Source organism: Paraburkholderia sp. BR14374 (assembly GCF_040948685.1).
In the GTDB taxonomy this organism is placed as follows: domain Bacteria; phylum Pseudomonadota; class Gammaproteobacteria; order Burkholderiales; family Burkholderiaceae; genus Paraburkholderia; species Paraburkholderia youngii.
The window spans coordinates 213,872-239,950 of record NZ_JBFPKF010000005.1 but is presented as its reverse complement, the minus strand read 5'-3'; the positions used below and the strand labels follow the sequence as shown (position 1 = coordinate 239,950).

Here is a 26,079-nt window from a genome sequence, read left to right as displayed (position 1 = left end):
CGCGCTGCTGACAAAAAATCGCGATACGTTATATCATTTCGACCTCGTCGCCCGCCTCGGGGCGTCACGCCAGGAGATTCACGCCGATGACTACCTCGCTCGCCGAACAGCACGCCATGCGCCTCGCGCATGCGGATGCGCACGCCGCGGCGCAGGGGCTCGCGCTGACGCCGCTGCGTCGCCAGGTGTACGCGGCGATCGTCGCAAGCGAGCGGCCGGTCGGCGCGTACGAGTTGCTCGACGCGCTCGCGCCCGAGCGCGGTCGCATGCCGCCGACCACCGTCTACCGCGCGCTCGACTTCCTCGTCGCGCATGGCTTCGTGCATCGGATCGAATCGAAGAACGCGTTCGTCGCTTGCTGCGAAATCGGCGTGCCCCATCGCAGCCAGTTCCTGATGTGCGACGGCTGCGGCGCGACCGTCGAGATTCCCGGCGACGAACTCGCCGACCGCCTGTCGCACAGCGCGCCCGCGCATGGCTTCGAGGTGCATCGCCAGGTGATCGAGTTGAGCGGCCTGTGCGGGCTATGTGCGCGAGCCGCGAAGCCTGGCGGCGGCGCAGCGGGCGCTTCGTCGTAATCAGACGCGCGGCGCCGCGCTGTATTTGGCCTTGCCACCCCGAGTAACTCATTCAAACTCTCAAGCAGCAGGAAACAACGATGAAAACGATCCGCTTGATGTTCTCCCGAGCGCAGCGCGCGCTGAAGGGTTCGATGTCTGTACGCACCCATCTGCGCACGTGTCTGCTCGCGCTCGCGGCGCTCGGCTTCGGCCATGGCGCGTTCGCCGCCGACGCGAAGATTTCGGTCGTCGCCGCGGAGAATTTTTATGGCGATGTGGTGCGGCAACTCGGCGGCGATCGTGTCGACGTGACCAGCATCCTCAGCAACCCGGACCAGGACCCGCATCTGTTCGAAGCGAGCCCGGCCACCGCGCGCGCGTTGCAGCACGCGAGTCTCATCGTCTACAGCGGCGCCGACTACGATCCGTGGATGGCGAAGCTGCTGGCCGCGTCGAAAGGCGCGCAGCACACCGTGATCGTCGCGGCCGATCTGGTGGGCAAAAAAGGTGGCGACAATCCGCACCTGTGGTACGACCCGGCGACGATGCCCAAAGTCGCGCGCGCGGTCAGCGACGCGCTCAGCGCTACTGACCCGGCGCACAAGTCGGCGTACGATGCGAACCTCGCGAAGTTTCTCGATTCGCTGAAGCCGATCGACGCGAAGGTAGCCGAGCTGCACGGCCGCTATGCGGGCCTGCCGGTCACGGCGACCGAGCCGGTGTTCGGCTATATGTCGGACGCGATCGGCCTGAATATGCGCAACCAGCGCTTCCAGCTCGCCGCGATGAACGACACCGAAGCGAGCGCGGCCGATATCGCCGCGTTCGAACGCGATCTGCGCGAGCGGCGCGTGCGCGTGCTGATCTACAACAGCCAGGCCACCGAGGCGCTGACCCAACGCATGCTGAAGCTCGCGCAACAATCGAAGGTACCGACGGTGAGCGTCACCGAAACCCTGCCGGCCGGCAAGACCTATCAGACGTGGATGCTGACGCAGCTCGACGCGCTGCAGAAGGCGCTCGCGGCGGGTGATACAAACGGCGCGCACGGTGCGACCAACGCAAAAGGACAGACTCCATGACTCCGACTGGCCATCGAACGCCAGCAGGTGCGCCGGCCAGCGCACCGACCGCGCGCGGCGACACGCCCGTGCTCGAACTCGACAACGTGACGCTCGAACTGGGCGGCCGCACGATCCTGCGCGACACCAGCTTCGACGTGAACCAGGGCGAGTTCATCGGTGTGCTCGGGCCGAACGGCGCGGGCAAGACGACGCTGATGCGCGCGGTACTCGGCCTCGTGCCCGCCGCGGCCGGCGCGATTCGCGTGCTCGGGCAGACGGTCGAGCGCGGCAACGCGTCGATCGGCTATATGCCGCAGACGCGCAGCGCGCTCGCCGGCCGCCGTGTGCGCGGCCGCGATTTCGTCGCGATGGCCGCCGATGGTCATCGCTGGGGCTTGCCGCATGCGGATGCGAAAACGCGCGCGGACGTCGAGCGGGTGCTCGAACTCGTCGGTGGGACGAATCTCGCGAAGCGGCCGCTGTCGGAGTTGTCGGGCGGCGAACGGCAGCGGCTCCTGCTCGCGCAATGCCTGCTCGGTAATCCGAAACTGCTGCTGCTCGATGAGCCGTTGATCAGTCTCGATCCGCATCATCAGAAGAGCGTCGTCGAACTCGTGCGGCGCGTGCAGCGGGAGCTCGGCATCTCGGTGCTGTTCTCCGCGCATGAACTCAATCCGCTGCTGAACTCGATCGATCGCGTGCTGTATCTCGGCAGCGGCGTCGCGGCGCTCGGCACCGTCGACGAAGTGATCACGCGGCCGGTGTTGTCGCGTCTGTACGGCTCGGCGATCGACGTGATGCGCGTGAAGGGCCGCATCTTCGTGATGTCGGGCGGCGTCGAAGTCGAGAAGCACGATCACGAGCACGAACACGACGAGGAAGGCGGACATACGCATTCGCACGGCCACCCGCATGACCACGGCCACGGTCATTCACACGGCCACTCACACCTTCACTCGAACCCGCACGACTCACGCGACGGACACAAGCACGATGTTTGAATACGATTTCATGGTGAACGCATTCGCGGCGTCGGGGATCGTCGCGGTGCTGGCCGGCGTGGTCGGCTATTTTCTGGTGATGCGTGGACAGACCTTCGCGGGCCACGCACTGTCGCATGTCGGCTTCACCGGCGCGACCGGCGCGGTGCTGATCGGCATCTCGCCGATCTGGGGGATGATCGGCTTCACGCTCGCGGCCGGTGTCAGCATGGGCGCGCTCGGCGAACGGCTCGCTGGCCGCGACGTCGCGATCGGCGTGATCCTTTCCTTGTCGCTCGGCTTCGGGCTGCTGTTTCTGCACTTCTTCACCGCGTATGCGACACAGGTGACGGCGCTGCTGTTCGGCAACGTGCTCGGCGTCAATGCGTCGACGCTCGGGGTGCTTGCCGCGCTCGGGGTAGTGAGTCTCGTGGCGCTCGCGGCGATCATGCGGCCGCTGCTGTTCGCGTCGCTGCAGCCGGAGCTGGCCGAAGCGAAGGGCGTGTCGCTGCGCCGCGTGTCGGTGCTGTTTCTCGCGATCGCCGCGCTGGCCGTTGCCGCCTGCACGCAGATCGTCGGCGTGCTGCTCGTGTTCACGCTGATGGTGGGCCCGGCCGCCGCCGCGCAGAACCTGAGCACGCGGCTGTCCACCGGTCTCGTGCTCGCGGCCGTCTTCGCACTCGCGCAGGCGTGGCTCGGCTTGACGCTCGCGTTCTATACCGATTGGCCGACGAGCTTCTGGATCACCGTGCTGTCGGCGGCGGTGTATGGCGGGAGTTTGCTGAAGCGGCATTGAGCGGCGCTTTCGTCGATCACATGAAGAACGGCGGCACGTCACGTGTCGCCGTTTTTCATTTAGCGCCGCGTTTTACGACGTTTTTCAGCCTAGCAACACCTTCGCGTGATGCGCGAGATGATCCTCGATGAACGTCGAGATGAAGTAGTAGCCGTGGTCGTAGCCTTCGTGACGATGCAACGTCAACGGCTGCCCCGCGGCCTTGCACGCCACTTCGAACACGTCGGGATTCAGCTGCGTGGGCAGGAACTGATCTGCGAGTCCCTGATCGACGAGAATCCCTGCCGCGAACTTGCGCGTCGCGTGCGCGACCAGCTCGCTCGCGTCGTACTGCTTCCACGCTTCACGGTTCTCGCCCAGATAGCCGCTGAACGCCTTCTCGCCCCACGGACAACGCATCGGCGCCGCGATCGGCGCGAACGCCGACACCGACCGATAAATGTCCGGATTGCGCAGCGCAAGCACCAGCGCACCGTGCCCGCCCATCGAGTGACCGAAGATGCCGAGGCGCTCGCCATCGACCGGTAATTCGTTCACGACCGTCTCGCGCAGTTCATCCCGCACGTATGAGTACATCCGATAGTTCCTGGACCACGGCTCCTCGGTCGCGTCCACATAAAAGCCCGCGCCGACGCCGAAGTCCCACGCATCGCTCTCGCCTGGCACGCCCGCGCCGCGCGGACTCGTGTCCGGCGCGATCAATGCGAACCCATGCTGTGCCGCGAAGCGCTGCGCGCCGGCCTTGATCGGAAACGTTTCTTCCGTGCTGGTCAGTCCGGCCAGATAGAACAACGCCGGCACACGTCCCGCGTTCTCATGCAATGCCTGCGGCGGCAGATAGACCGAGAAGCGCATCGGCAGACCGATCGCGCGCGACTCGTGCCGGTAAAAGCGCTGCTCGCCGCCATGACAGGCGTGCGACGATAGTAGTTCGAGCATCGTGAGATTCCTCGCTTAGTAGAGCACGGCCGAGCGGATCGACTCGCCCTTCTTCATCAGATCAAAGCCCTCGTTGATACGTTCGAGCGGCAGACGGTGCGTGATGGAGTAGTCGGTGTGGCAGATGCCCGTCGCCTTCACCTCGATCAGGACTTCACCGGCGCGCGGACCTTCGAGATCGACTTTCTCGATCGTCAACGGGGCGCCGGCTTTCCATGCGATTGCTGCCTTGCTCTTCATCGTCAATGCTCCTCCCAGTCCGTGAGTGCGTGAGTGCGTGAATGCGAATTGGGCATCGCGTGCCCGGCGACCACGTGGCGCACGAAAAGCGTAATGGTATTGCATAGCGCGCGAAGGCTGCGCCGCCGCTGCTACTGCGCTCCGCGCGGCGCCCCGCCACGGAACCACGGCTCGACCCGGCCGTACAGCTCGACGAAGCCCGCATACCGTTCGGCAAGGGCCGCATCACCTCGCGGACCCGCGACGCGCGTCGCGCCCGGCGCGAGCGCGGCGAGATCGCGCGTTAGCCAGTGGCCGCACGCGAGGCCGCCAAGGATCGCCGCGCCGCGCGGCGCCGCGTTCGGGCAATCGACCGCGTGCAGCTCGACGTCGAGCGCATCGGCGAGCAGTTGCCGCCAGCGTGCATCGACGGAGCCGCCGCCCGCGAGCTTGAGCGCCGTCACCGGTGCGCCGCTCGCGCGAATCGCGTCGAGCCCCGCGCGCAACGAGAACGCCACGCCCTCGAACGCGGCTCGCATCATCGCCCCGCGCGTATGCTCGAGCGATAAACCGAGCCAGCCGCCGCGCGCGTGCGGGTTCAGCCACGGCGTGCGCTCGCCGGTCAGGTACGGCAGGAAAGTCAGCGTCGACGCGGCGTGACCCGTTGCATCGGCGGCTGCATCAGCGACATCGCCGAATGCGTCGCGGTAAGCCTGCGCCCACTCATACGACAGCCACCCGCGCACCCGCTCCAACGCGATGCCGACGTTCTGCATCGCCGCCATCCGATACCAGTGATCGCTCGCCGCCCGATAGCGATGCAAACCCTTCACCGGCGCCGGCTCGTCGTTCGCGAGCACGACGATCTGTCCGCCGCTGCCGGTCGTCAGCAGCGCGTCGCCGTCCTGCGCGAGTCCGCTGCCGAGCGCCGCGCACGGTGTGTCCGCGGCGCCGGTCGCGAGCACGATACCGGCTCGCAAGCCGAGTGCCTGCGCGGCCTGCGGCGACAGCGCGCCCGACGCCGCATACGACGACGCCAGCGGCGCGAACCACTCGCGCGGAATCTCGAGACGCGCCAGCAGTGCCGTGTCCCACGCGCCGGCGGGATCGGCGAGCGCGGTCGCGCACGCGTCGGACGCATCGGTTACGCACGCGCCGCCGAGCGCGACGCGCAGCCAGTCCTTCGGCTGCAACGCCCAGCGCGTGCGGCGCGCGGCCTCCGGTTCATGCAGCACGAGCCAGCGCAGCAGAGGACCGGCCATGCCGGGCGCGACCGGATTCGGTTGCGGCTCCGGCCACGCGTCGAGCACGGCGTGCGCGCGCGAGTCGGGCCACAGCATCGCGCGCCGCACCGCCGCGCCGCTTGCATCGAGCAGCACGACGCCGTGCATCTGACCGGAGAAGCCGATTGCGCGCACGCCATCGCGCAGCTCGCGCGGCAGGCCCGCCATCGCACCGACGAGCGCGTTCCACCACGTCTCGACATCGATTTCGGCCCAACCCGCGTGCGGCGTAACCAGCGCATACGCGACGCTCGATACCGCCTGCTCGCGTCCATGTTCGTCGACGATTGCCGCTTTCAGGGAGCCGGTGCCGAGGTCGATGCCGAGAAAACTCATGGGCGCAGGGACGTTGGAATGACGATGAGGAAGAAGCCAGCGAGGCTGGCGACGAGACATGCAAGCGAAGCAAATAAACCAGGCCGCCGCGACACCGCGAACGTTCGGCGAACGGGTCGAAAAACCCGCGGAAAAAAGCCCATTCGCGGGTTAACCCCCCTCGTGCGGCGAGCGTCGTCAAAACAGGACTATGCGTGAAGCGTGATACACGCCATTGATTCTCACACATATCCCCGCCAGCGACGAAGCCGCGCCGCGCACGCGACGCACCGCCGGCAATCGCCGCCGCATAGGGCTTGCCGCCGCTGCGCTGCCGATCCGTCCCACGCGCGGCTTTGATTTGCCTTTCAAAATAGGCCTGTGCATATCGTCGCCGGGAATGCCGGAATAGCCACGTATGGTCTTGTTGCGACTTTTCGTCCCCGATACCTTGGAGTCATCCCAAAACGAGATGGTGGAGACAGACGATATGCAAGCGAACACGGTTCACCCGTGCGACGAGCGCCTACCGGCCGGCCAGTTGCTTACTCTCGGCATCCAGCACGTGCTGGTCATGTACGCTGGCGCGGTCGCGGTGCCGCTCATCATCGGCGCCGCGCTGAAGCTGCCGAAAGACCAGGTCGCCTTTCTGATCAGCGCCGATCTGTTTTCCTGCGGCATCGCCACGCTGATCCAGACGCTCGGACTGTGGATCTTCGGCATCCGCCTGCCGGTCATCATGGGCTGCACGTTCGCGGCCGTCGGCCCGATGGTCGCGATCGGCAACAATCCTTCGCTCGGCCTGCTCGACATCTTCGGCTCGACGATCGCGGCCGGCGTGATCGGTATCCTGCTCGCGCCCGCGGTCGGCAAGCTATTGCGCTTCTTCCCGCCGGTCGTGATCGGCGTCGTGATTTCGGTGATCGGTTTGTCGCTGATGGAAGTCGGGATCAACTGGGCGGCCGGCGGTGTCGGCAATCCCGAATACGGCAATCCGGTCTACCTCGGCCTGTCGTTGCTCGTGCTGACGCTGATCCTGCTGATCAACAAGTTTGCCAGGGGGTTCGTCGCCAATATCTCGGTGCTGCTTGGTATCGTCGCGGGCTTCGCTATCGCGCTGATGCTCGGCCGCGTCAACCTGGACGGCGTCATGCACGCGCCGTGGGTCGGCTTCGTGATGCCGTTCCACTTCGGTCTGCCGCGCTTCGATCCGCTATCGATCGCGACGATGGTCACCGTGATGTTCGTCACGTTCATCGAATCGACCGGCATGTTCCTCGCGGTCGGCGACATGGTCGATCGTCCGGTCGATCAGAAAACGCTGGTGCGCGGCTTGCGCGTCGATGGTCTCGGCACGCTGATCGGCGGCATCTTCAACTCGTTCCCGCATACGTCGTTCTCGCAGAACGTCGGGCTGATCGGCGTGACCGGCGTGAAGAGCCGCTTCGTCTGCGCGATGGGCGGCGTGATCCTCGTGCTGCTCGGACTGTTTCCGAAGATGGCGCAGGTGGTCGCGTCGGTGCCGGCGTTCGTGCTCGGCGGCGCGGGCATCGTGATGTTCGGCATGGTCGCGGCGAACGGCATCAAGGTGCTGTCGCGAGTCGACTTCGTCAGGAATCAGCACAACCTGTTCATCGTCGCGGTCAGCATCGGGCTCGGCCTCGTGCCGGTCGTGTCGCCGCACTTCTTCTCGCAACTGCCGCCGGCGCTTTCCCCGCTGCTGCACAGCGGGATTCTGCTTGCGTCGGTGTCGGCGGTCGTGCTGAACCTGATCTTCAACGGCGTGAAGAGCGAGAAGAAGGCGAAGAGCGAGCTTCGCCGCGCCGGGCACGATCTCGACAATAGCGCGGGCAGCGAGCCGCAGGGCAACGAGATGCTGCGGGCGGCGGATCTGCACTGAGCGTTTAATGCGTCGCTGACGCGCCGAGCGGCAACGAACGCCGCGCATCAACAAAAACGCCACGGCATGCCGTGGCGTTTTTGCTTTGCTTGAGCGGCTCATCGAGCCGAAGCGATTACCCTGCAGTCGCCGCCGAAGCCGCGACCGGTGCGCTCGCCGCACCATAGTCGACCGGCGCGTCGGCTGGACGCGGCTGATCGCCGTTGTGCTCGATCCAGCCGCCGCCGAGCGCCTGGTACAGCGTGACCAGGTTCTGCAGACGTTCCATGCGCGCGGTCACCAGTTGCTGCTGAGCCACGTACAGCGCGGTCTGCGCGGTCAGCACCGACAGATAGCTGTCGACACCGTTCTTGTAACGCAGGGTCGACAGATCCAGCCGGCGCTGCTCGGCCGCGACATCCCGCTCGAGCGCCGCGATTTGCTCGTCGTAGGTGCCGCGCGCGGCCAGTCCGTCCGCCACTTCACGGAAGGCCGTCTGGATCGCCTTTTCATACGTGGCGATCTGCACGTTCTTCTCGATGTTGGCGAGATCGAGGTTGGCCATGTTCTGACCGCCCTCGAAGATCGGCAGTGTGATCGACGGCGCGAAGCTCCATGCCGCCGAACCCGGCTTGAACAGCCCGCCGAGCGTCGGGCTCAGCGTGCCGGCGCTGCCGGTCAGCGTGACCCGCGGGAAGAACGCGGCGCGCGCCGCGCCGATGTTCGCGTTGGCCGCGAGCAGATTCTCCTCGGCTTCCATGATGTCCGGACGACGCGTCAGCAGATCGGACGGCAGGCCCGCCGGAATATCCGTGAGCAGATTCTGGTCGCTCAGCGGCAGGCCTGGCGACAGATCCGCCGGCAACGGCTCGCCGATCAGCAGCACCAGCGCGTTATCGGCCTGGGCCCGCAAACGCATCTGCGACTGCAGGTTCGCGCTCGCGGTCTCGACGACCGTTTGCGACTGGCGCAGATCGAGTTCCGATCCCGTGCCGTTGTCGAACTGCAGTTTGGTGATGCGATACGACTCCTGCGCCGTAACCAGCGTGTTCTGCGTGACCTTCAGCAGATCGTCCAGTTCGAGCACCGTCATGTACTGGTTCGCCACCTGCGAGACCAGCGAAATTTCCGCGGCCTTGCGCGCCTGCGCGGTGCCGAGATACTTGGCCAACGCCTGATCCTTCAGACTCTGCACGCGCCCGAAAAAGTCGATTTCCCACGACGCGTTCAAGCCCACCGAATACGTGTTGGAGATCGTCACGCCGGTGAAAGTCAGGTCCTTCGGCGTGCGCGATCTGCTTTGCGAAGCCGCGGCGTTGAGCGTCGGGAACAGACCCGCGCGCACGATGCGGTACTGCGCCGCCGACGCCTGCATGTTCAGCACCGACACACGCAGATCGCGGTTGTTCTTCAGCGCGATTTCGATCAGCTGCTGCAGACGCGGATCGACGAAGAAGTTGCGCCAGCCGATGTCGGCGGCGGCCTGGCCGTTCGCGCTGCGCGCGCCCTGCGCGCCCGGCTGCTGGTCGTACACGCCGCCGGTCGGGAAGGTCGCCGTTACGGGCGCCGCGGGCCGCTGGTAATGCGGCGCCAGCGTGCAACCCGTGGCGAGCAGCGCGACTGCCACTGCAATCAAAGAGTGTTTTTGCATCTCAATGCCCATCCTTGCCCGAGCCATTGCCATTCGACCCGTCGGTCGTGCCACCCGTCGCGCCGCCTTGCGGATCGTGCGGATGGTGCTGTTCGTAGTGGCGCAGCGCCTCGTCCGGGTCTTCCTTCTCACCGCCGAACTTCGCGCGAATCACGACGAAGAACATCGGGATCATGAAGATCGCGAGGAAGGTCGCCGTCAACATGCCGCCGATCACGCCGGTACCGATCGCGTGCTGGCTGGCCGAACCCGCGCCGTTACTGATCGCGAGCGGAAGCACGCCGAGAATGAACGCGAGCGAGGTCATCAGAATTGGTCGCAACCGCAGACGCGCCGCTTCGAGCGCGGCCTCGATCGGCCCCATGCCTTCGCTCTGCTGCAGTTCTCGCGCGAATTCCACGATCAGAATCGCGTTCTTCGCCGACAGACCCACGGTGGTCAGCAGACCCACCTGGAAGAACACGTCGTTCTCGAGCCCGCGCAGCGTCGCGGCCAGCAGCGCACCGATCACGCCGAGCGGCACCACCATGATCACCGAGAACGGGATCGACCAGCTTTCATACAGCGCCGCGAGACACAGGAACACGACGAGAATCGAGATGCCGTACAGGATCGGCGCCTGCGAGCCTGACTGACGCTCCTGCAGCGACAGACCCGTCCACTCGTAGCCGACACCCGCCGGCAGCTTGGTGACGATCTGCTCCATCGCCACCATCGCCTGACCGGTCGACTTGCCCGGCGCGGCCGCACCCTGGATTTCCACCGACGGGATACCGTTATAGCGCTCGAGCTTCGGCGAACCGAAGGTCCACGCGGTGTTCGTGAAGGCCGAGAACGGCACCATCGCGCCCGCGCCATTGCGCACGAACCAGGCATTCACGTCTTCCGGTTTCATCCGGAACGGCGCGTCGCCCTGCAGGTACACCTTCTTGATCCGGCCGTCGGTGTCGAGGAAGTTTTGCACGTACGCCGAGGCCCAGGCGATCGAGAACGTCTGGTCGATCGAGGAGAGCGACACGCCGAGCGCCGAAGCCTTCTCGTGGTCGATGCTCACCTTGAACTGCGGTGTATCGTTCAGGCCGTTCGGACGCACCTGCGCGAGCGTCGGATCTTTTGCAGCCAGACCGAGCAGCATGTTGCGCGCTTCCATCAGCTTCGCGTGACCGATGCCCCCGCGGTCCTGCAACTGGAAGTCGAAGCCCGCCGCGGTGCCGAGTTCAGGAATCGACGGGGGATTGACCGGATACACGACCGCGTTTTTGTAGCCGCTGAAGTGCATGAACAGCCGCCGCACCAGTGCCTGCACCTTCTGGTCCGCATGCTGACGCTGCGCGTAGTCCTTCATCCGTACGAACACCAGACCCGCGTTCTGGCCACGACCCGCGAAGCTGAAGCCGTTCACCGTGAAGGTCGATTCGACGATCGCCTTCTCGTCGGTCAGCAGGTAGTCCGACACGTCCTTTAGCGCGCGCGCGGTGGTTTCCTGCGTGGAACCCGACGGCGTTTGCACCAGCACGAACATCGTGCCCTGGTCTTCGTCAGGCAGGAACGACTTCGGCAGGCGCACGAACAGCAGGCCCACCGCGAAGATCACCACCATATAGATGATGAGCCAGCGGCCCGAGCGCTTGATCACGTGGTGCACGCCCGAGTGATACTTGTCGCGGCTCCTGTTGAAGGTACGGTTGAACCAGCCGAAGAAGCCGGTGGCTTTTTCGTGATGACCCTTCGGAATCGGCTTCAGGATCGTCGCGCACAGCGCCGGCGTCAGAACCAACGCGACGAGCACGGACAGCACCATCGCCGCGACGATCGTCAGCGAGAACTGCCGGTAAATCGCCCCGACCGAACCGCCCGAGAACGCCACCGGCACGAACACCGCCGACAGCACGAGCGCCACGCCGACGAGCGCGCCGGTAATCTGGTCCATCGCCTTGCGGGTTGCCTCGCGAGGCGATAAGCCCTCCTCCTGCATCACCCGCTCGACGTTTTCCACCACCACGATCGCGTCGTCCACCAGCAAGCCGATCGCGAGCACGAGACCGAACATCGACAGCACGTTGATCGAGAAGCCGACCACGCTCATGATCGCGAACGTACCGAGCAGCACCACCGGCACCGCGATCGTCGGGATCAGCGTGGCGCGCAGGTTCTGCAGGAACAGGTACATGACGAGGAACACCAGCACGATACCTTCGAGCAGCGTCTTGACCACTTCCTCGATCGACAGGCGCACGAACGGCGTCGTGTCATACGGGTACTGCACCACCAGACCGTGCGGGAAGTACTTCGATAGTTCGGCGATCTTCGTGCGCACCGCCTTCGCGGTGGCGAGCGCGTTCGCGCCCGTGGCGAGCTGGATACCGAATCCTGCCGTCGGCTGACCGTTGTACTTGGTGTCGAAGTTGTAGTTTTCGCCGCCGAGCTCGATGTGCGACACGTCGCGCAGACGCACCTGCGAGCCGTCCTGATTCACCTTCAGCAGAATGTTGCCGAACTGCTCGGGCGTATTGAGCAGCGTGGCCTGCGTAATCGTGGCCTGAAGCACCTGGCCCGGCACCGACGGCGTGCCGCCGAGCGCGCCACCCGCGACCTGCACGTTCTGCGCCTGCAGCGCGGCTTGGACATCGAGCGGCGTCAAGCTGAAGTTATTCAGCTTGTTGGCATCGAGCCAGACCCGCATCGCGTACTGCGAGCCGAACAGCGTCACCGTGCCCACACCGTCGATACGGCTGATCGGATCCTGGATGTTCGACGCGACGTAGTTCGCGAGGTCGTACTTGCTCATGCTGCCGTCGGTCGACACGAACGCCATCACCAGCAGGAAGCTGCTGCTCGACTTCGTGACCCGGGTGCCGAGCTGCTGCACCGCCTGCGGCAGCAGCGGCGTGGCGAGCTGCAGCTTGTTCTGCACCTGCACCTGCGCGATGTCAGGGTTGGTGCCGGCAGCGAACGTCAGCGTGATGGTGGCCGTGCCCGAGTCGTCCGAAGTCGACGCGAGGTACAGCAGGTGGTCCAGACCGCTCATCTGCTGCTCGATCACCTGCGTGACGGTGTTTTGCACCGTCTCCGCCGAAGCACCCGGATAGGTTGCGCTGATCTGGATGGCCGGCGGCGCGATGGTCGGGTATTGCGCGATCGGCAATGTGAACACCGACGCGAGACCCGCGAGCATCAGGATGATGGCGATCACCCATGCAAAAATCGGGCGATCAATAAAGAACTTTGCCATGAGGCGGGCTCCCTGTTATTACGCGCCCGAAGCGGCGGAGGCAGGCTGAGCCGCGGGTTGACCTGTCTGGGCGCCGCCAGCGGCCGCGTCGGAAGCCGGTGTGCCGGGCAGTTGCGCCGGCACGGGCTTGACCTGCTGGCCGGGACGCGCCTTGTCGGTGCCCTGGACGATCACGCGGTCACCCGGCTTCAGGCCGTTCGACACCACCCAGTACGAGCCGAAAGTGCCCGTGGTGACGAGCTGACGCAGCTCGACCTTGTTGTCGTTGTCGACGACGAGCGCGGTGGGCTGACCCTTCTGGTCGTGCGTGACGCCGACTTGCGGCACGATCAGCGCGTTCTGGTTCACGCCTTCTTCGATCTTCGCGCGCACGAACATGCCCGGCAGCAGCACGTGGTTCGGGTTCTTGAAGATCGCGCGCACCGTGACCGAGCCGGTGCCCGGGTCGACGGTCACGTCGGTGAACTGCAGCTTGCCCTTCTCGGAATAGATGCGGCCGTCCTCCAGCACCAGCGTGACCTGCGCGGCGCCCGGGCCGGTCGTCTTCAGACGTCCCTCCTGCATGTCGCGGCGCAGCTTCAGACCATCGAGGCTCGATTGCGTGAGGTCGACATACATAGGATCGAGCTGCTGGACCGTGGCCATGAGGGTGGCCGCGCTCTGCTGCACGAAGGCGCCCGGCGTGACCTGCGACACGCCGATCTGGCCGGTTACGGGCGAGGTCACGTCGGTATAGCCGAGGTTGATCTGCGCGGTATCGACCGCGGCCTTGCCGGCGGCGACGTCGGCGGCGGCCTGGCCTTCGGCGGCGACCGCGTTGTCGTAGTCCTGCTTGCTGACCGCGTTCGCCGCGACCAGCACCTTGTAGCGACTGGCCTGCGCGGTGGTTGTCACGAGGTTCGCCTGCGCCTTGGCAAGCGATGCCTTGGCGTTGTTCAACGACGCGATGAAGGGCGCCGGATCGATCTTGTACAGACGCTGACCGGCCTTGACCTCGCTACCCTCGGTGAACTCGCGGCGCAGCACGATGCCGTCGACCCGCGCGCGCACTTGCGCGACGAGGAAAGCACTGGTACGACCGGGGAGTTCGGTGACGACGGGCACGGTCGTCGGCTGGAGGGTGACGACGCCGACTTCGGGCGTCTGGGGCGGCGGGGCAGATTGTTTTGGTCCGCACGCCGCCAGCAAGATGGCAGCCGTCGCGGCACTGATTAAGCGGAATGAAACCCGTTCGACGCGCATGGAGCGACCTCTGTCAAAGACTGAGAATGAAAAAGTGCGCGCATCCCTACCCCGGGGACGACAGCGCACACAGGCGTCTCTCGACGCTCAACCGGAAGCCCACGGGTGCAAACCTGCGCCTGCAGGGCACCCTGCTATGAATGCGCCATACCGGGGAATGCCGCACAGCACCGCCGTTTGGCGGCTGCGATAGCGTTTTGGAAGACAACAGTGACGGATATTAACCGGTCGTCACGGCTTGGGCTATCCGATCGTGGGCTGCTATTATATATACATTCACGAATGCATGTAAAAGTGCGTTTATATCTTCCAAGGATCGGGGGCCGCAAATTCGCGTCGCAATTCGGTTCAGAAATAGTCAAATTGTCATCAGGCCGACTTAATAACACCCGCATAAACCCCAGGATCAGCGCAGGTCATACCAATATGGTCAGAAAAACCAAAGAAGAGGCGCTGGAGACGCGCAACCGCATTCTCGACGCGGCCGAACGGATCTTCTTCCAGAAGGGCGTATCGCGCACGTCGCTGGCCGATATCGCCCAGGCCGCAGGCGTGACGCGCGGCGCCATTTATTGGCACTTCGCACACAAGAGCGAGCTCTTCACCGAAATGTTCGACCGCGTGCTGCTGCCGCTCGACGAGTTGAAGGCGGCATCGCTCGATCCCAACGAAACCGATCCGCTCGGGCGCATCATGGAAATCTGCGTGGTCTGCCTGCGCGACACCGCCAACGATCCCCGCCGTCGCCGCGTGTTCGACATCCTGTTCCTGAAGTGCGAGCTGGTCGAAGAGATGGGGCCGGTGATGGAACGCTATCAGACCAATATGCGCGAGGGGCTCGCGAAGCTCGAGGGCGGTCTGCGCAACGCGATCTCGAAAGGCCAGATGCCCGCCGACCTCGACACGAAACTTGCCGCGGCGATGGTGCACGCGTTCGTCGGTGGCTCGTTGCGCGACATGCTGTTTTTGCCCGACGCGACCGACTTCGGCGCGCACGCGCAGCAGATGGTAGAAGTGATGTTCGACGGCTTGCGCGTCAGTCCGGCGTTGCGCAGAAAGGCGGCGTAGAAGGCGCGCAAGGGTTGAGGATTGGCACAGCGGGCGGTTCGGTGAACCGCCCGCTTTCTATTTGTGGAACGGGCCGGCCGCCCCCCGCGCCGGGTTCAGGCAACCGCACGGCGCGCTCGCGCCGCCTGATTCGACGCATAGATGTTGCCGCGCTCGAGCGGCGCGCCGCTGTTTAGCGCCGCGATCCACTGGTCGGTGCTCGCAACCGCCGCGAAGCGCGACTGCAACACTACGCTGAACACGCGATGAATCTCTTCAGCGCTCGCGAAGCCTGCACTGTTTTCATACGGCACCGAGCCGGTCGCGTCGTGCAGGAATTCGACGGCGAGGCCGGCATGCACCGCGTGGTTGATCGTCGATGCATCGCAGTTGTGAGTCATGTAGCCGGTGACCGTCAGTGTATCGATCTGCCGGGCGGCGAGCCAGTCGGCCAGATCGGTGCCGGCGAATGCGCTCGGCAGCGACTTCTCGACGAAATGGTCATGAGCGCGCGAGCTCACGACCGTGTGCAGTTCCGCGCCCGCGCTGCCGCGCGCGAACAGCGGCGAGGTGGCGGGCGCGACGTTCTGCACGACGACGACCGGCACGCTGGCGGCGCGCGCCGCATCGATCGCGCGAGCAATGTTGGCGAGCGACGTGCGCACGTCCGGAAATTCGATCGGCAGGTCGCCGCTCACGTATTCGTTCTGCACGTCGATGACGATCAGCGCACGGCGCGGCGCAGGTGTGTTCATGGCAGGGCTCCTTGTCAGAAAAACGCTCGATGGCGCGCGCCCGGCGAGATGGCCGCGGCGCGACGGCAACGACGGCATTGTTGCTCCGCTGCCTGTCCGCCGACAGCGGCCCAAATGACAAGCTTCGCTAGAATCGGGCCATACTTCTGGCATTCATGAATGAGGCGTGCGGCATGACCACCTTCGCATCTTCCGACGATATCTCCGATCAGGTGCCGCGCCACGTCGTCGCCGTCGTCGCGTTCGATCGCATCAGCCCGTTCCATCTGTCGGTGCCGTGCGTCGTGTTCGGCGACGACCGCCGCGGCGGCGGTGTCCCCGCCTTCGACTTCCGCGTCTGCGCCGTGGAGACGGGCGCGCTCGCGACGACCGCGGGCTTCTCGATCGCGGTCACGCACGGACTCGAAGCGCTTGCCGACGCGCAGACGATCATCGTGCCGAGCTGGCGCGATCCCGACGAAACGCCGTCCGCCGCGCTTCTCGACGCGCTGAGGGCCGCGCATGCGCGCGGCGCGCTGCTTGTCGGCCTGTGCCTCGGCGCTTTCGTGCTGGCCGCGGCGGGCATCCTCGATGGACGGCCCGCTTCGACGCACTGGGCCTGGGCCGACGACTTCGCGCGCCGCTACCCGCGCGTGCGGCTGGATCCCGACGTGCTGTACGTCGACGACGGCAACGTGCTGACCTCGGCCGGCACCGCCGCCGGCCTCGACTGCTGCCTGCATGTGCTGCGCAAGATTTGCGGCGCGCGGGTGGCTAACCACGTCGCGCGCCGGCTGGTCGTCTCGCCGCATCGCCAGGGAGGTCAGGCGCAATACGTGCAGCAGCCGATGCCGCCGAACCCGCGTGGCGACCGTCTGTCTGGCCTGCTCGACTGGGTGAGCGGCAACCTGGCCGCGCCGCATACGCTCGACACACTCGCCGCGCGCGCGTTGATGAGCCGCCGCACCTTCACGCGACGCTTCCGGCTCGCGACCGGCACCACCGTCGGCGCGTGGCTGCTCGCGCAGCGGCTCGCGCGGGCGCAACAACTGCTGGAAAGCACCGACGAGTCGGTCGAAGCGATCGCGACGGGCGCCGGATTCGGCTCGGCCGCATCGCTGCGGCAGCATTTCGCGGACGCGTTTCGAACGTCTCCCAGCGCGTGGCGGCGGGAGTTTCGCGGGGATTAGTTGAAGGTGGCGGGAGCACCGATATTTCGTAGTGCGCCGCCGGGATTTCGTAGTCGCGCGGGGATGTTTATCGCGCGTTGGATCAGACGCTGCGCGCGCCGCGCGGCGTCAATGCTCGCTGAGCCAGCGCGCGACGTACAACAACAGCGCGACCAGAAAGATCATCCCGGCCCACGCCCAGTACGGCACGACATGCTGACCAGGCTCTTGATGCGGCACGCCATGCGACCAGCTGTGCGACGCGCTTGCCGCGCGTCCGGGCAGAGCCTGGCCGTGCTCGATGCGCGTGCGCCGCGCGATGCCGCCAAGTGCGATCGGCCGCAAAAACACGTACTGGCGACGCGGCGCCGTGCCACGCGCGCGGTTCGGCCCCTTGCCGTGCTTGGCGCGCACGACGGCGTCGAACTCGGCGAAAAAGTCGTCGGCGATCTGCCGCAAGGCGTTCTCGAGCTGGCGCGTCGGCAGCTCGGCGAGCGGACCCGACGACGTCGCCCACAACGTGTAATCGATGCGCGTGCCGCGCTCGCGCCCGTCGTCCGCGCGCAAACGTACTTCGATTTGACCACGCAACGCGCCGATGCCCTCGGCTCGTGCCTTGAAGTTGATGGTGCGGCGCTGCGCGTCCGCCGGGCCGGAATCCTGGCCGGCAACGTGCGCGCGCGCCTGATAATGCGCGCGCAACGGGCCGAGCGGCACGGTCATCGTCAGCGCGTATTCGCCGTGGGCGAGACGCACGAATGACTCGCAGTTGTCGAGGCTGGCACGCAACAGCGCGAGGTCCTGCAACGCGTCCCAGACCTCGGACGGCGGCAGCGGAATCCGTAACGCGTCGTTCAGTTCCATGACAACCTCCCCCGATGAACGCGCCGACTGCGGGATCAGGACGTCTGATCGATGCGGTCGACACGCGATGCGTAAAAAGCGAGATAGCCCTTGATGCGACTGACCTGCTCGAACGGCGCTTCGTAACACCACACCGCGTTCTCGATCACGCCGTCTTCGGTGCGCAGATGGAAGTACGACGCGTCGCCCTTGAACGGGCAATGCGACGTGTGCGTCGAGCGTTCGAGCCGGGCCATATTCACGTGCTCGCGCGGGAAATAGAACACGTCGGCGAGGCCGGTCTCCGATAGCGTCAGCGCAGCCTGGGTGTCGGCCATCGTCACGCCGCCGTGAATCACGCGCACGCGATGGCCGTTGTCGCGAATCACAATGGTATGGCCGTCCGGCCGTTCCGCAGATGTCGACGCATCGCTCATGTCCAGGCTCCATGATGGGGTGTGCGCTGCAATACGGCTATTGCCGCAACAACGGCAAAGCCACGGGACACGCCCGTGGCTTCATTATCGGCCAAACTCCGGCCGATTGCGCGCGCTTCCTGCGCGGCAGCGGACGGATCGAGCCGTTACTTCACGTTCCAGGTGAACGCGGATTTTATGTTGCCGTGCGCGGGCACACTAACTGAGCGCGTCTGTTCGCTGTCGTTGTAATTCGCGTGCACCGTATAGCGGCCGGGGCTCAGGCGCACCAGCATGAATGGTCCGCGCGACGTCGTGTTCAGCACTTCGCTGTTATGTGCATCCACGATGCGCACGTGCACATCCGCAAGAAACTCTGCGTTGGGTCCCGTGAAACGCAAGGTCAGTGGCCACTGGGTTTGCGCTTGTCGCAGCGCCCGCGATTCGTCGAGGCCGACACCGCCCGATACGTACGATACGTCGCCGTGCTGCTGGACTTGCGGCAGACCGCCGCCGTTGGTGTTGCCCGCGCTGGTGTCGTCGGTCGTCGAGCCACCGGTCACGCCCGCCTGCTGCGCGTACGCGCCGCCCGCCAGTCCGAGCGTGAGCGCCGCGCACAGCGCAGCGGCTACGATCCTTTGCTGCTTGCGTTGGGTTTTCATCGGTTCGCTCTCCTTGTTCGAGGCCTTATCCAGACCCTGAACGATCGAAGCAACCTATGTGCCAAGCTTTCCGCAGCGTCGACCAACATGCACGACCATCGTGGCACCAAGCCGCCTGCCCCCCTCGGTCTGTCCCATGCCGCTCGCTGCAGCGCGGTTCCGACGGGCGAAAAAAAGCCGGTCCTTGCAGTAAATGCACAGGACCGGCAATCGCTACTACAGCTCAAACTGGGGTGGGAGATCCCTTCGAACCGCCCAGACAACTGGATCAGCCGAGATCAACAGGCACGAAAATCTGCGCGTTGTCCCGCTGGATCAGCAGCGCAATGCTGTTGCCTGCGCCCGAAATCATCTGCTTCAACTGATCAATGTTCGTGACCGGACGGCCGTTGACGGCGAGAATCACGTCGCCCGCCTGGATGCCGGCGCTCGCCGCCGCACCGCCCGCCTGCTGCACGAGCAGACCGTGCGACACCGACGCGCTGCTCTTCTCTTCCGGCGTCAGCGGCCGCACCGCGACACCGAGACGGCCTTGCAACTGGGTCTGCTGATCGGTCTTGCTCGCCGACGCGACCTTCACGTCCGAGAACGAGCCAATCGTCACCTTCAGGTCCTTGCTGGCCTTATCGCGCCACACTTTCAGCGTTGCCGAACTGCCCGGCGCGAGGCCTGCGATCTTCGACGGCAGATCCGTCGAATCGCTGACTTCGTCGCCATTCACCGACAAGATCACGTCGCCCGGCTGCAAGCCAGCCTTGGCCGCCGGACCGTTGGCGTCGACCGAGCTGACCAGCGCGCCTTGCGGCTTCTGCATGCCGAACGACTCGGCGAGCGTCTGGTTCAAGCCCTGCACCGCGACGCCGAGACGGCCGCGGCTCACGTGACCGGTCTTGACGAGATCGTCCTTGACCTTGATCGCCTCGCTGATGGGGATCGCGAACGACAGGCCCTGGAAGCCGCCCGTTTGCGAGTAGATCATCGAGTTGATGCCGATGACTTCGCCTTGCAGATTAAAGAGCGGACCGCCCGAGTTGCCTGGATTCACCGGCACATCGGTCTGGATGAACGGCGTGTAGTTTTCGTTGGGCAGCGTGCGCGACTTCGCGCTGATGATGCCCGAGGTCACGGTGTTATCGAAGCCATACGGCGAGCCGATCGCGACGACCCACTGACCAACCTTGCTCTGGCGCGGATCGCCGATCTTCACAGTCGGCAGATCGCTCGCGTTGATCTTCAGCACGGCGACGTCGGACTGCTGGTCGGCGCCAACCACCTTCGCCTTGAACTCGCGCTTGTCGGTGAGCTTCACGGTGACGACGTTCGCGCCATCGACCACGTGCGCGTTCGTCAGAATGTAGCCGTCATTGCTGATGATGAAGCCCGAGCCGAGGCTCGCGCTCGGCTGGTCGGGCGCGTCGCCGCCATCGCCGCCATCGCCGCCTTGCATGCCGGGCACGCCGCCGAAGAATCGCTTGTAGAACTGATAGAAAGGATCGTTCGGATCGATCGGCAACTGGTTGCCATGGCGGTTGCCGCCATTACCGCGCATCGCCGTTTGCTTGACCACGTGCTTCGCGCTGATGTTGACGACGGCCGGACCGTAGGTCTCGACGAGACCGGAGAAATCGGGGATACCGGTTTTGGCGGCAGCTTCGGCCGGCATCATCGCGGCGGCTTCCGCCGGCGAGATGATCTGCGGTGCAGGCACATCGCGATGGCCCGCCACATAGCCGGCTGAAAGCGCAGCGGCCACAGCTACCGCAACGGCGCCGCGGGACAAGGTTTTCGCGTTCATCATGAGCTCCTGACTGGAGAAAGTGACTTTGGATGTCGAGGAGCGTAAGGGGCGTCACTTAAACGAGTCTTAAGCAGCGACAGATCGCGGGAACCTTATCGGACCGGCCGAAACAGCCCGTCGCGACGGCATCAACGCCGGTTTTGGCCGAACAGTAAACCACCCTGCTCAAAAGCGGACGATGACCTGCAAACCACCGGTCGGTGATTCACCGAGCGAGACTTGAGCATGATGTTGCGTGGCTATCCGGCGCACGATCGCGAGACCGAGGCCACTGCCCGTCACGTCGGTGCGCGCGCGATTCGCGCCCGCTCCCGCGCGATAGAAGCGGTCGAACACGCGCTCGCGATCGGCCGGATCGATACCGGGGCCGCTGTCGGCGATCCGCACCACCGGACGGCCGTCCTCGACGCGCAGGCTGACGTCGACACTGCCGCCGCGCGGCGTGTACTTGGTCGCGTTGTCGAGGAGGTTGTTGAACATCACGCGCAGCGCTTCGGCGTCGCCGGTCACGCTGGCGGGCTCGCTCGCCTCGATGCCGAGGTCGACGCCGCGATTCACCGCGAGCGGCGCGTAGGTCGCGACGCACTCCTGAAGCAGCTCGCGCAGATCGAGCATCCCGGCGACGGCGGCGCCGTCCGGCTCGGCGCGCGCGAGCGCGAGCAGTTGCTCGGCGAGGCGCGTCGCGCGCGTGACGCCCGCCTGCAAATCGGCGAGCGCCTCGCCGCGCGCGGTGTCGTCCTTGGCGCGCGCGACCAGTTGCGCCTGAATCTGTACCGCGGCAAGCGGCGTGCGCAATTCGTGCGCGGCATCGGCAACGAACGCCTTCTGGATATCCAGGGCGGTCGCGAGCCGTTGCAGCAGCCCGTTCAGCGCTCGCACGAGCGGCCGCACTTCGAGCGGCAAGCGTTGATCGGGCAACGGATCGAGCGCTTCGGGATGACGCGTGTCGAGCGCGCTCGTCACGCGCCGCAGCGGCTGTAGTCCACGGCCGACGATCACCCATACCGCGAGCCCTAGCAGCGGCAGCAGCACGATCAGCGGCCACAGCGTGCGCAGCGCGACATCGGCGGCGAGCCGGTTGCGCACCGACAGCGGCTGCGCGAGCTGCACGACGTTGTCACCGACGATCGCGCCATACACGCGCCATTCGCCGCGGTCGGTGCGCTCGGTCGAAAAACCGAGTTCGGCGCGCGGCGCGAGCGGCGCGCGCGGCCGCGAGTAATACATCAGCATGCCGTTGCGGTTCCAGATCTGCAGCACGATGCCCTCGTCGCCGGTATCGCGGCCGAGCACCTGCGAGAACGGCTCCGCAGGCAGCGCCGCGGCGATCTGCTCGAGCTGGTAGTCGAACAGTTCGTTCGCTTCGGCGAGCGCCTGCCGGTAGATCAGCCAACCCGCGATGCCGACGCCGAGCAGCACGAGCGCGAGCAGCCAGAACAACAGTTGTCGGCGAATCGAGCGCATCGGCTCAGGCGTCCTTTGCGATCATGTAGCCCAGCCCGCGCACGTTGCGGATCAGATCGGCGCCGAGCTTCTTGCGCAGCGCGTGGATATACACCTCGACGGTATTGCTGCCGATCTCCTCGCCCCAGCCGTACATCTTTTCCTCGAGCTGGCTCTTGGACAGCACCGCGCCGGGCCGCGCGAGCAGCGCTTCGAGCAACGCGAATTCGCGCGCGGACAGCGCGACCGGCGCGCCATCGAGCGTGACCTGGTGCGACGCGGGATCGAGGGTCAAGTTGCCGTGGCGAATCGTCGAATCGCTGCGGCCGGACTGGCGCCGGATCAGCGCTCGCATGCGCGCGCCGAGTTCGTCGAGATCGAAAGGTTTGACAAGATAATCGTCAGCGCCGGCGTCGAGGCCTTTGACTCGATCGGCGACCGCGTCGCGCGCGGTGACGATCAGCACCGGCAGCGCATTGCCGCGCGCGCGCAGTGCGCGCAGCACCTCGAGACCGTCGCGCTTGGGCAGACCGAGATCGAGCAACGCGAGATCGTAAGGCTGGGCTGCCGCCGCGTGCAGCGCCGCTTCGCCGTCCTCGACCCAATCGACGGCGAAGCCTTCGCCGCGCAGCGCCTTGCGCACGCCTTCGGCGATCATCCGGTCATCTTCGACTAGCAGGATGCGCATGGTTGTCCGTTCCAAATGATTGGATGATGCCGCATTCTAGCGCCCGCTTCCGGCCTGCGCGGTGTGTGGCGCTTTTTTCACCGCAGCGTCGCGGCATGTCACTACAATGGGCGCTTTGCGTCGCGCGACGGCCGTTGGGTAGCGCGACGGCGCGCTACCGCGCCGTCGAACCGACCAGCTTGCCGTTTCATTGTCCCGCGCACGCTGCACGCCGCACACCTTGAAATCCCGCTCGTCCGTTTGCCCGTTCACCCGTTCATGACGCACGCTTTTCTGTCTTCCATCGCACGCCGTATGGCGTTGCGCTCGCGCCGTATGCTCCATCGCGCAGCCTTCATGCCTAACCGCTTCGCGACGCGCGCCGCCGTCTGGCTCTGCGCCGCCACGCTCGGCGCGGGCGCGCTGCTGCCGCTGGCCGCGCAGGCACGCATCAAGGCCACCCATCCGAGCATCAACGTCACGACGGTACTGCCGCAACCGGTGATGGTCGGCCTGCACCGCGCGCACGTGCCGTTGTCGTCGATCAGCGTGGTCGTCGAAAAGGTCGGCGATCGCACGCCGATCCTCGCGCTGAACGCCGGCAAGCCGATGATGCCCGCCTCGACGATGAAGCTCGTCACCACCTATGCAGGCCTGTCGATCCTCGGCACCGGCTACCGCTGGCGCACCAGCGCGTACGCGGACGGCCCGCTCGACGCAAACGGCGTGCTGCACGGCAATCTGTACATCCAGGGCACCGGCGACCCGAAGCTCGTGCCCGAAGAACTGATCGACCTCGTGCAGAAGATTCACAAGGCGGGCATCAACGGCATCGACGGCGCGCTAGTGCTCGACAAGCGCTACTTCGATCCGTCGACCCGCGACCTGCCCGCGTTCGACGATGACGTGAACGCACCGTACAACGTCGGCCCCGATCCGCTGCTGTACGCGTTCAAATCGCTGTCGTTCACGCTGACGCCATCGCCGGACGGCACGGTAGCGATCGACGTGCTGCCCGCGCTCGCTCAGTTGCGCATCGACAACCAGTTGCGCGCGACGAACGGCCCATGCCGCGGCGAGCTGCCGACGCCGACCGTCACGCCACAACCTGACGGCACGCTCGTTGCGTCGTTCATTGGCGACCTGCCGGTGCGTTGCGATTCGCGCACGATCAACGTCGCCGTGCTCGATCACTCGACGTTCTTCGCGCGCGGCTTCCTCGCGCTGTGGCAGCAAACTGGCGGCACTTTCACGGGCACAACCCGCGAAGGCGCGGTGCCCGCTGGCGTGAAGCTCGTCGCGACGCACGAGGGGCCGATGCTGTCGGACATCGTTCGCGACATCAACAAGTTCAGCAACAACACGATGGCGCGCAACCTGTTCCTGACCATCGGCGCCGCCGAGGAAAGAGCGCCCGCCACGCCCGCGAAAGCCGCGCACGCGGTCGAAGCTTTCCTGACCCGCGACAGCCTGAACACCGAATACCTGTCGCTCGACAACGGCTCGGGCCTGTCGCGCGACGAGCACATCACCGCGCTCGCGCTCGCCGATGTGCTGCAGCGCGCGAACGCGAGCCCGGTCGCGCAGGTCTTCGTCGATTCGCTGCCGATCGCCGGTGTCGACGGCACGATGCGCAACCGCCTGACCAGCCAGGGCGCGGGCGGCAACGCTCACATCAAGACCGGCACGCTGCGCGACGTGCGCGCGATCGCGGGCTACGTCGCATCGGCCGACGGCAACAGCTACATCGTCGTCAGCCTGATCAACGATCCGCATTCCGAAGCGGCGCGCGCCGCGCACGACGCGCTGCTCGAATGGGTGTACGAAGGCCCGTCGCAGGGCTTCACGAAGGTCGCCGCGCCCATCGAGGCAGTGCGCGAGAAGCCCAGGAAAAACCCGCGCAAGCGCGGCGGCCACTGAGTATTCCTTCTAGCGATGCCGCGCGCGGCAAGCTTCTAACCGTGTACGCTGTCGGGCATCATGCGGTGCGCGGCATCACGCGCTTGCCGCGCAGGGCGCCGGTCGTCGGACCGCGCGACCTTCACCAACGATAACGACACCACCCGCCGCGTACCGCGCGGCGGTCAGGGACCAGGAAGGGAGACACGATGCAATTCGATGCCGAATTGCTGCTGCTCGCCATGGCGCCCGTCTTTCTTGCCTGCATCGGCTGGGAGGCGTGGCACGTGAGCCGCACGCGCCCGGCCGAGCGGCTCTACAGCTGGCGCGACACGCTGTGCAACGCCGCGCTCGCGCTGCTGCAGCAGGCCGCCGACAAACTCGCGTGGCTCGCGATCATCCCTGTCTACGCGTTCTTCTACGAGCACTACCGCATTCATACATGGCCAACGACGTGGCTGTCGTTCGTCGTGCTGTTCGTCGCGCAGGACCTGCTCTATTACGTGTTTCATCGCTGCAGTCATCGGGTGCGCTGGCTATGGGCCGCACACGTCGTGCATCACTCGTCGGAGCGGATGAATTTTTCGACCGCGTTCCGCCAGAGCCTGATGTACCCGATCGCCGGCATGTGGGTGTTCTGGATTCCGCTCGCGTTCCTCGGCTTTGCCGCTGAGCAGATCGTCGCGATCGTGCTGATCAATCTCGGCTTCCAGTTCTTCGTGCATACGCAGGTGATCGGCAAGCTCGGCTGGCTCGAGTACGTGTTCAACACGCCGTCGATCCATCGTGTGCATCATGCGCGCAACGATCGCTACATCGATCGCAATTACGCAGGCGTGCTGGTGATCTGGGATCGCCTGTTCGGCAGCTACGTCGACGAAGATCCGCACGAGACGCCGCAATACGGCATCGTCGAGCCGCTTTACACGTACAACCCGCTGAAGGCGACGTTCCACGAATGGGCGTCGATGGCCGCGGACTTCGCAAGCGTGCGCGGCTGGCGCAACAAGTGGCGCGCGCTGTTCGCGCCGCCCGCTTGGGCCGCCGCTTATCATGCGCAGCGCGCGGTGATGCCTGGCGGCGCCAGCGGCCTCCGCGCCGGATCGAACGCGCATCCGCATGCGGGTACGAACGACACCATGAGCAAAGCCACCGCCGAACTACCCGGCTTGAACCCAAACCATATGGCCGCGCTGCGGACATCGCGCACGCCGTAGAAGATTCTGTAAGCTGTCGTCACG

Annotated in this window: 21 protein-coding genes and 1 pseudogene; 9 read left to right on the top strand and 13 right to left on the bottom strand. The window is 65.7% G+C overall.

The features are described 5' to 3' along the window. The first annotated feature begins 86 nt into the window (after positions 1 to 86). The 4 genes from AB3X86_RS14240 (at position 87) to AB3X86_RS14225 (ending at position 3,400) form a co-directional block, all read left to right on the top strand. On the top strand, positions 87 to 578 hold the full coding sequence (locus tag AB3X86_RS14240) for a Fur family transcriptional regulator (RefSeq protein ID WP_176384408.1): 492 nt from the start codon (positions 87 to 89) through the stop codon (positions 576 to 578). An 80-nt stretch (positions 579 to 658) separates the two neighbouring features. Continuing rightward, positions 659 to 1,642: a metal ABC transporter solute-binding protein gene (locus AB3X86_RS14235; RefSeq protein WP_368596458.1), complete on the top strand. Its 984-nt coding sequence runs from the start codon at positions 659 to 661 to the stop codon at positions 1,640 to 1,642. Next, positions 1,639 to 2,625, top strand: a complete 987-nt coding sequence (locus tag AB3X86_RS14230; protein WP_368596457.1) for an ABC transporter ATP-binding protein — start codon at positions 1,639 to 1,641, stop codon at positions 2,623 to 2,625. The genes AB3X86_RS14235 and AB3X86_RS14230 overlap by 4 nt, the downstream gene beginning before the upstream one ends. Next, positions 2,618 to 3,400, top strand: a complete 783-nt coding sequence (locus AB3X86_RS14225) for a metal ABC transporter permease (protein WP_368596456.1) — start codon at positions 2,618 to 2,620, stop codon at positions 3,398 to 3,400. Before AB3X86_RS14230 ends, AB3X86_RS14225 begins: the two co-directional genes overlap by 8 nt. 84 nt (positions 3,401 to 3,484) lie before the next feature. Here the strand turns inward: AB3X86_RS14225 and fghA are convergent, their stop codons facing one another. The 3 genes and pseudogenes from fghA to AB3X86_RS14210 form a co-directional block, all read right to left on the bottom strand. After that, positions 3,485 to 4,339, bottom strand: coding sequence for an S-formylglutathione hydrolase (gene fghA / locus AB3X86_RS14220; protein WP_368596455.1), 855 nt, complete (start codon positions 4,337 to 4,339; stop codon positions 3,485 to 3,487). A 108-nt stretch (positions 4,340 to 4,447) separates the two neighbouring features. Then, a pseudogene (locus tag AB3X86_RS14215) lies at positions 4,448 to 4,579 on the bottom strand (S-(hydroxymethyl)glutathione dehydrogenase); the annotation flags it as partial. A gap of 131 nt (positions 4,580 to 4,710) precedes the next feature. Then, the gene (locus tag AB3X86_RS14210; protein WP_368596454.1) at positions 4,711 to 6,177 is read right to left on the bottom strand and encodes a xylulokinase; all 1,467 of its coding nucleotides are present in this window, start codon (positions 6,175 to 6,177) and stop codon (positions 4,711 to 4,713) included. 469 nt (positions 6,178 to 6,646) lie between these two features. Here AB3X86_RS14210 and AB3X86_RS14205 point away from each other — a divergent pair, with 469 nt between their 5' ends. Further along, a complete protein-coding gene (locus AB3X86_RS14205; protein ID WP_368596453.1) occupies positions 6,647 to 8,056 on the top strand; it encodes a nucleobase:cation symporter-2 family protein in 1,410 nt (469 codons plus the stop codon). A 115-nt stretch (positions 8,057 to 8,171) separates the two neighbouring features. On the opposite strand, the gene AB3X86_RS14200 is transcribed toward AB3X86_RS14205, so the two are convergent. The 3 genes from AB3X86_RS14200 to AB3X86_RS14190 are packed head-to-tail and all read right to left on the bottom strand — an operon-like array spanning position 8,172 to position 14,160. Continuing rightward, positions 8,172 to 9,686, bottom strand: a complete 1,515-nt coding sequence (locus AB3X86_RS14200; RefSeq protein ID WP_368596452.1) for an efflux transporter outer membrane subunit — start codon at positions 9,684 to 9,686, stop codon at positions 8,172 to 8,174. A 1-nt stretch (position 9,687) separates the two neighbouring features. Then, on the bottom strand, positions 9,688 to 12,918 hold the full coding sequence (locus AB3X86_RS14195) for an efflux RND transporter permease subunit (protein WP_176105155.1): 3,231 nt from the start codon (positions 12,916 to 12,918) through the stop codon (positions 9,688 to 9,690). 18 nt (positions 12,919 to 12,936) lie between these two features. After that, entirely contained in the window at positions 12,937 to 14,160 is a 1,224-nt protein-coding gene (locus AB3X86_RS14190; RefSeq protein WP_176384388.1) for an efflux RND transporter periplasmic adaptor subunit, read from the bottom strand. 426 nt (positions 14,161 to 14,586) lie between these two features. Between AB3X86_RS14190 and AB3X86_RS14185 the strand changes: the two genes are divergently transcribed. Continuing rightward, on the top strand, positions 14,587 to 15,228 hold the full coding sequence (locus AB3X86_RS14185) for a TetR family transcriptional regulator (protein WP_368596451.1): 642 nt from the start codon (positions 14,587 to 14,589) through the stop codon (positions 15,226 to 15,228). 95 nt (positions 15,229 to 15,323) lie between these two features. Here AB3X86_RS14185 and AB3X86_RS14180 read toward each other — a convergent pair whose 3' ends face one another. Beyond that, on the bottom strand, positions 15,324 to 15,962 hold the full coding sequence (locus tag AB3X86_RS14180; RefSeq protein ID WP_176365644.1) for an isochorismatase family protein: 639 nt from the start codon (positions 15,960 to 15,962) through the stop codon (positions 15,324 to 15,326). Between the two features lie 173 nt (positions 15,963 to 16,135). Between AB3X86_RS14180 and AB3X86_RS14175 the strand changes: the two genes are divergently transcribed. Beyond that, a complete protein-coding gene (locus AB3X86_RS14175) occupies positions 16,136 to 17,131 on the top strand; it encodes a helix-turn-helix domain-containing protein (RefSeq protein ID WP_368596450.1) in 996 nt (331 codons plus the stop codon). Between the two features lie 108 nt (positions 17,132 to 17,239). On the opposite strand, the gene AB3X86_RS14170 is transcribed toward AB3X86_RS14175, so the two are convergent. The 6 genes from AB3X86_RS14170 to AB3X86_RS14145 all read right to left on the bottom strand — a co-directional run bounded on the left by AB3X86_RS14170 (position 17,240) and on the right by AB3X86_RS14145 (position 22,960). Further along, a complete protein-coding gene (locus tag AB3X86_RS14170; protein WP_368596449.1) occupies positions 17,240 to 17,974 on the bottom strand; it encodes a CoxG family protein in 735 nt (244 codons plus the stop codon). A 35-nt stretch (positions 17,975 to 18,009) separates the two neighbouring features. Then, entirely contained in the window at positions 18,010 to 18,390 is a 381-nt protein-coding gene (locus AB3X86_RS14165; protein WP_013090413.1) for a DUF427 domain-containing protein, read from the bottom strand. Between the two features lie 146 nt (positions 18,391 to 18,536). Continuing rightward, positions 18,537 to 19,031: a carboxypeptidase regulatory-like domain-containing protein gene (locus AB3X86_RS14160; protein ID WP_368596448.1), complete on the bottom strand. Its 495-nt coding sequence runs from the start codon at positions 19,029 to 19,031 to the stop codon at positions 18,537 to 18,539. A 268-nt stretch (positions 19,032 to 19,299) separates the two neighbouring features. Next, entirely contained in the window at positions 19,300 to 20,826 is a 1,527-nt protein-coding gene (locus tag AB3X86_RS14155; protein WP_368596674.1) for a DegQ family serine endoprotease, read from the bottom strand. A 168-nt stretch (positions 20,827 to 20,994) separates the two neighbouring features. Further along, positions 20,995 to 22,293: an ATP-binding protein gene (locus AB3X86_RS14150; protein WP_368596447.1), complete on the bottom strand. Its 1,299-nt coding sequence runs from the start codon at positions 22,291 to 22,293 to the stop codon at positions 20,995 to 20,997. Between the two features lie 4 nt (positions 22,294 to 22,297). Continuing rightward, positions 22,298 to 22,960 (bottom strand): response regulator, encoded by a 663-nt coding sequence (locus AB3X86_RS14145; RefSeq protein WP_013090417.1) that lies wholly within the window; start codon positions 22,958 to 22,960, stop codon positions 22,298 to 22,300. 258 nt (positions 22,961 to 23,218) lie between these two features. Between AB3X86_RS14145 and dacB the strand changes: the two genes are divergently transcribed. Continuing rightward, complete coding sequence (gene dacB / locus AB3X86_RS14140) at positions 23,219 to 24,859, top strand: D-alanyl-D-alanine carboxypeptidase/D-alanyl-D-alanine-endopeptidase (protein ID WP_368596446.1); 1,641 nt, start codon at positions 23,219 to 23,221, stop codon at positions 24,857 to 24,859. A 188-nt stretch (positions 24,860 to 25,047) separates the two neighbouring features. After that, positions 25,048 to 26,055, top strand: a complete 1,008-nt coding sequence (locus AB3X86_RS14135; RefSeq protein WP_368596445.1) for a sterol desaturase family protein — start codon at positions 25,048 to 25,050, stop codon at positions 26,053 to 26,055. The last annotated feature ends 24 nt before the right edge of the window (positions 26,056 to 26,079 follow it).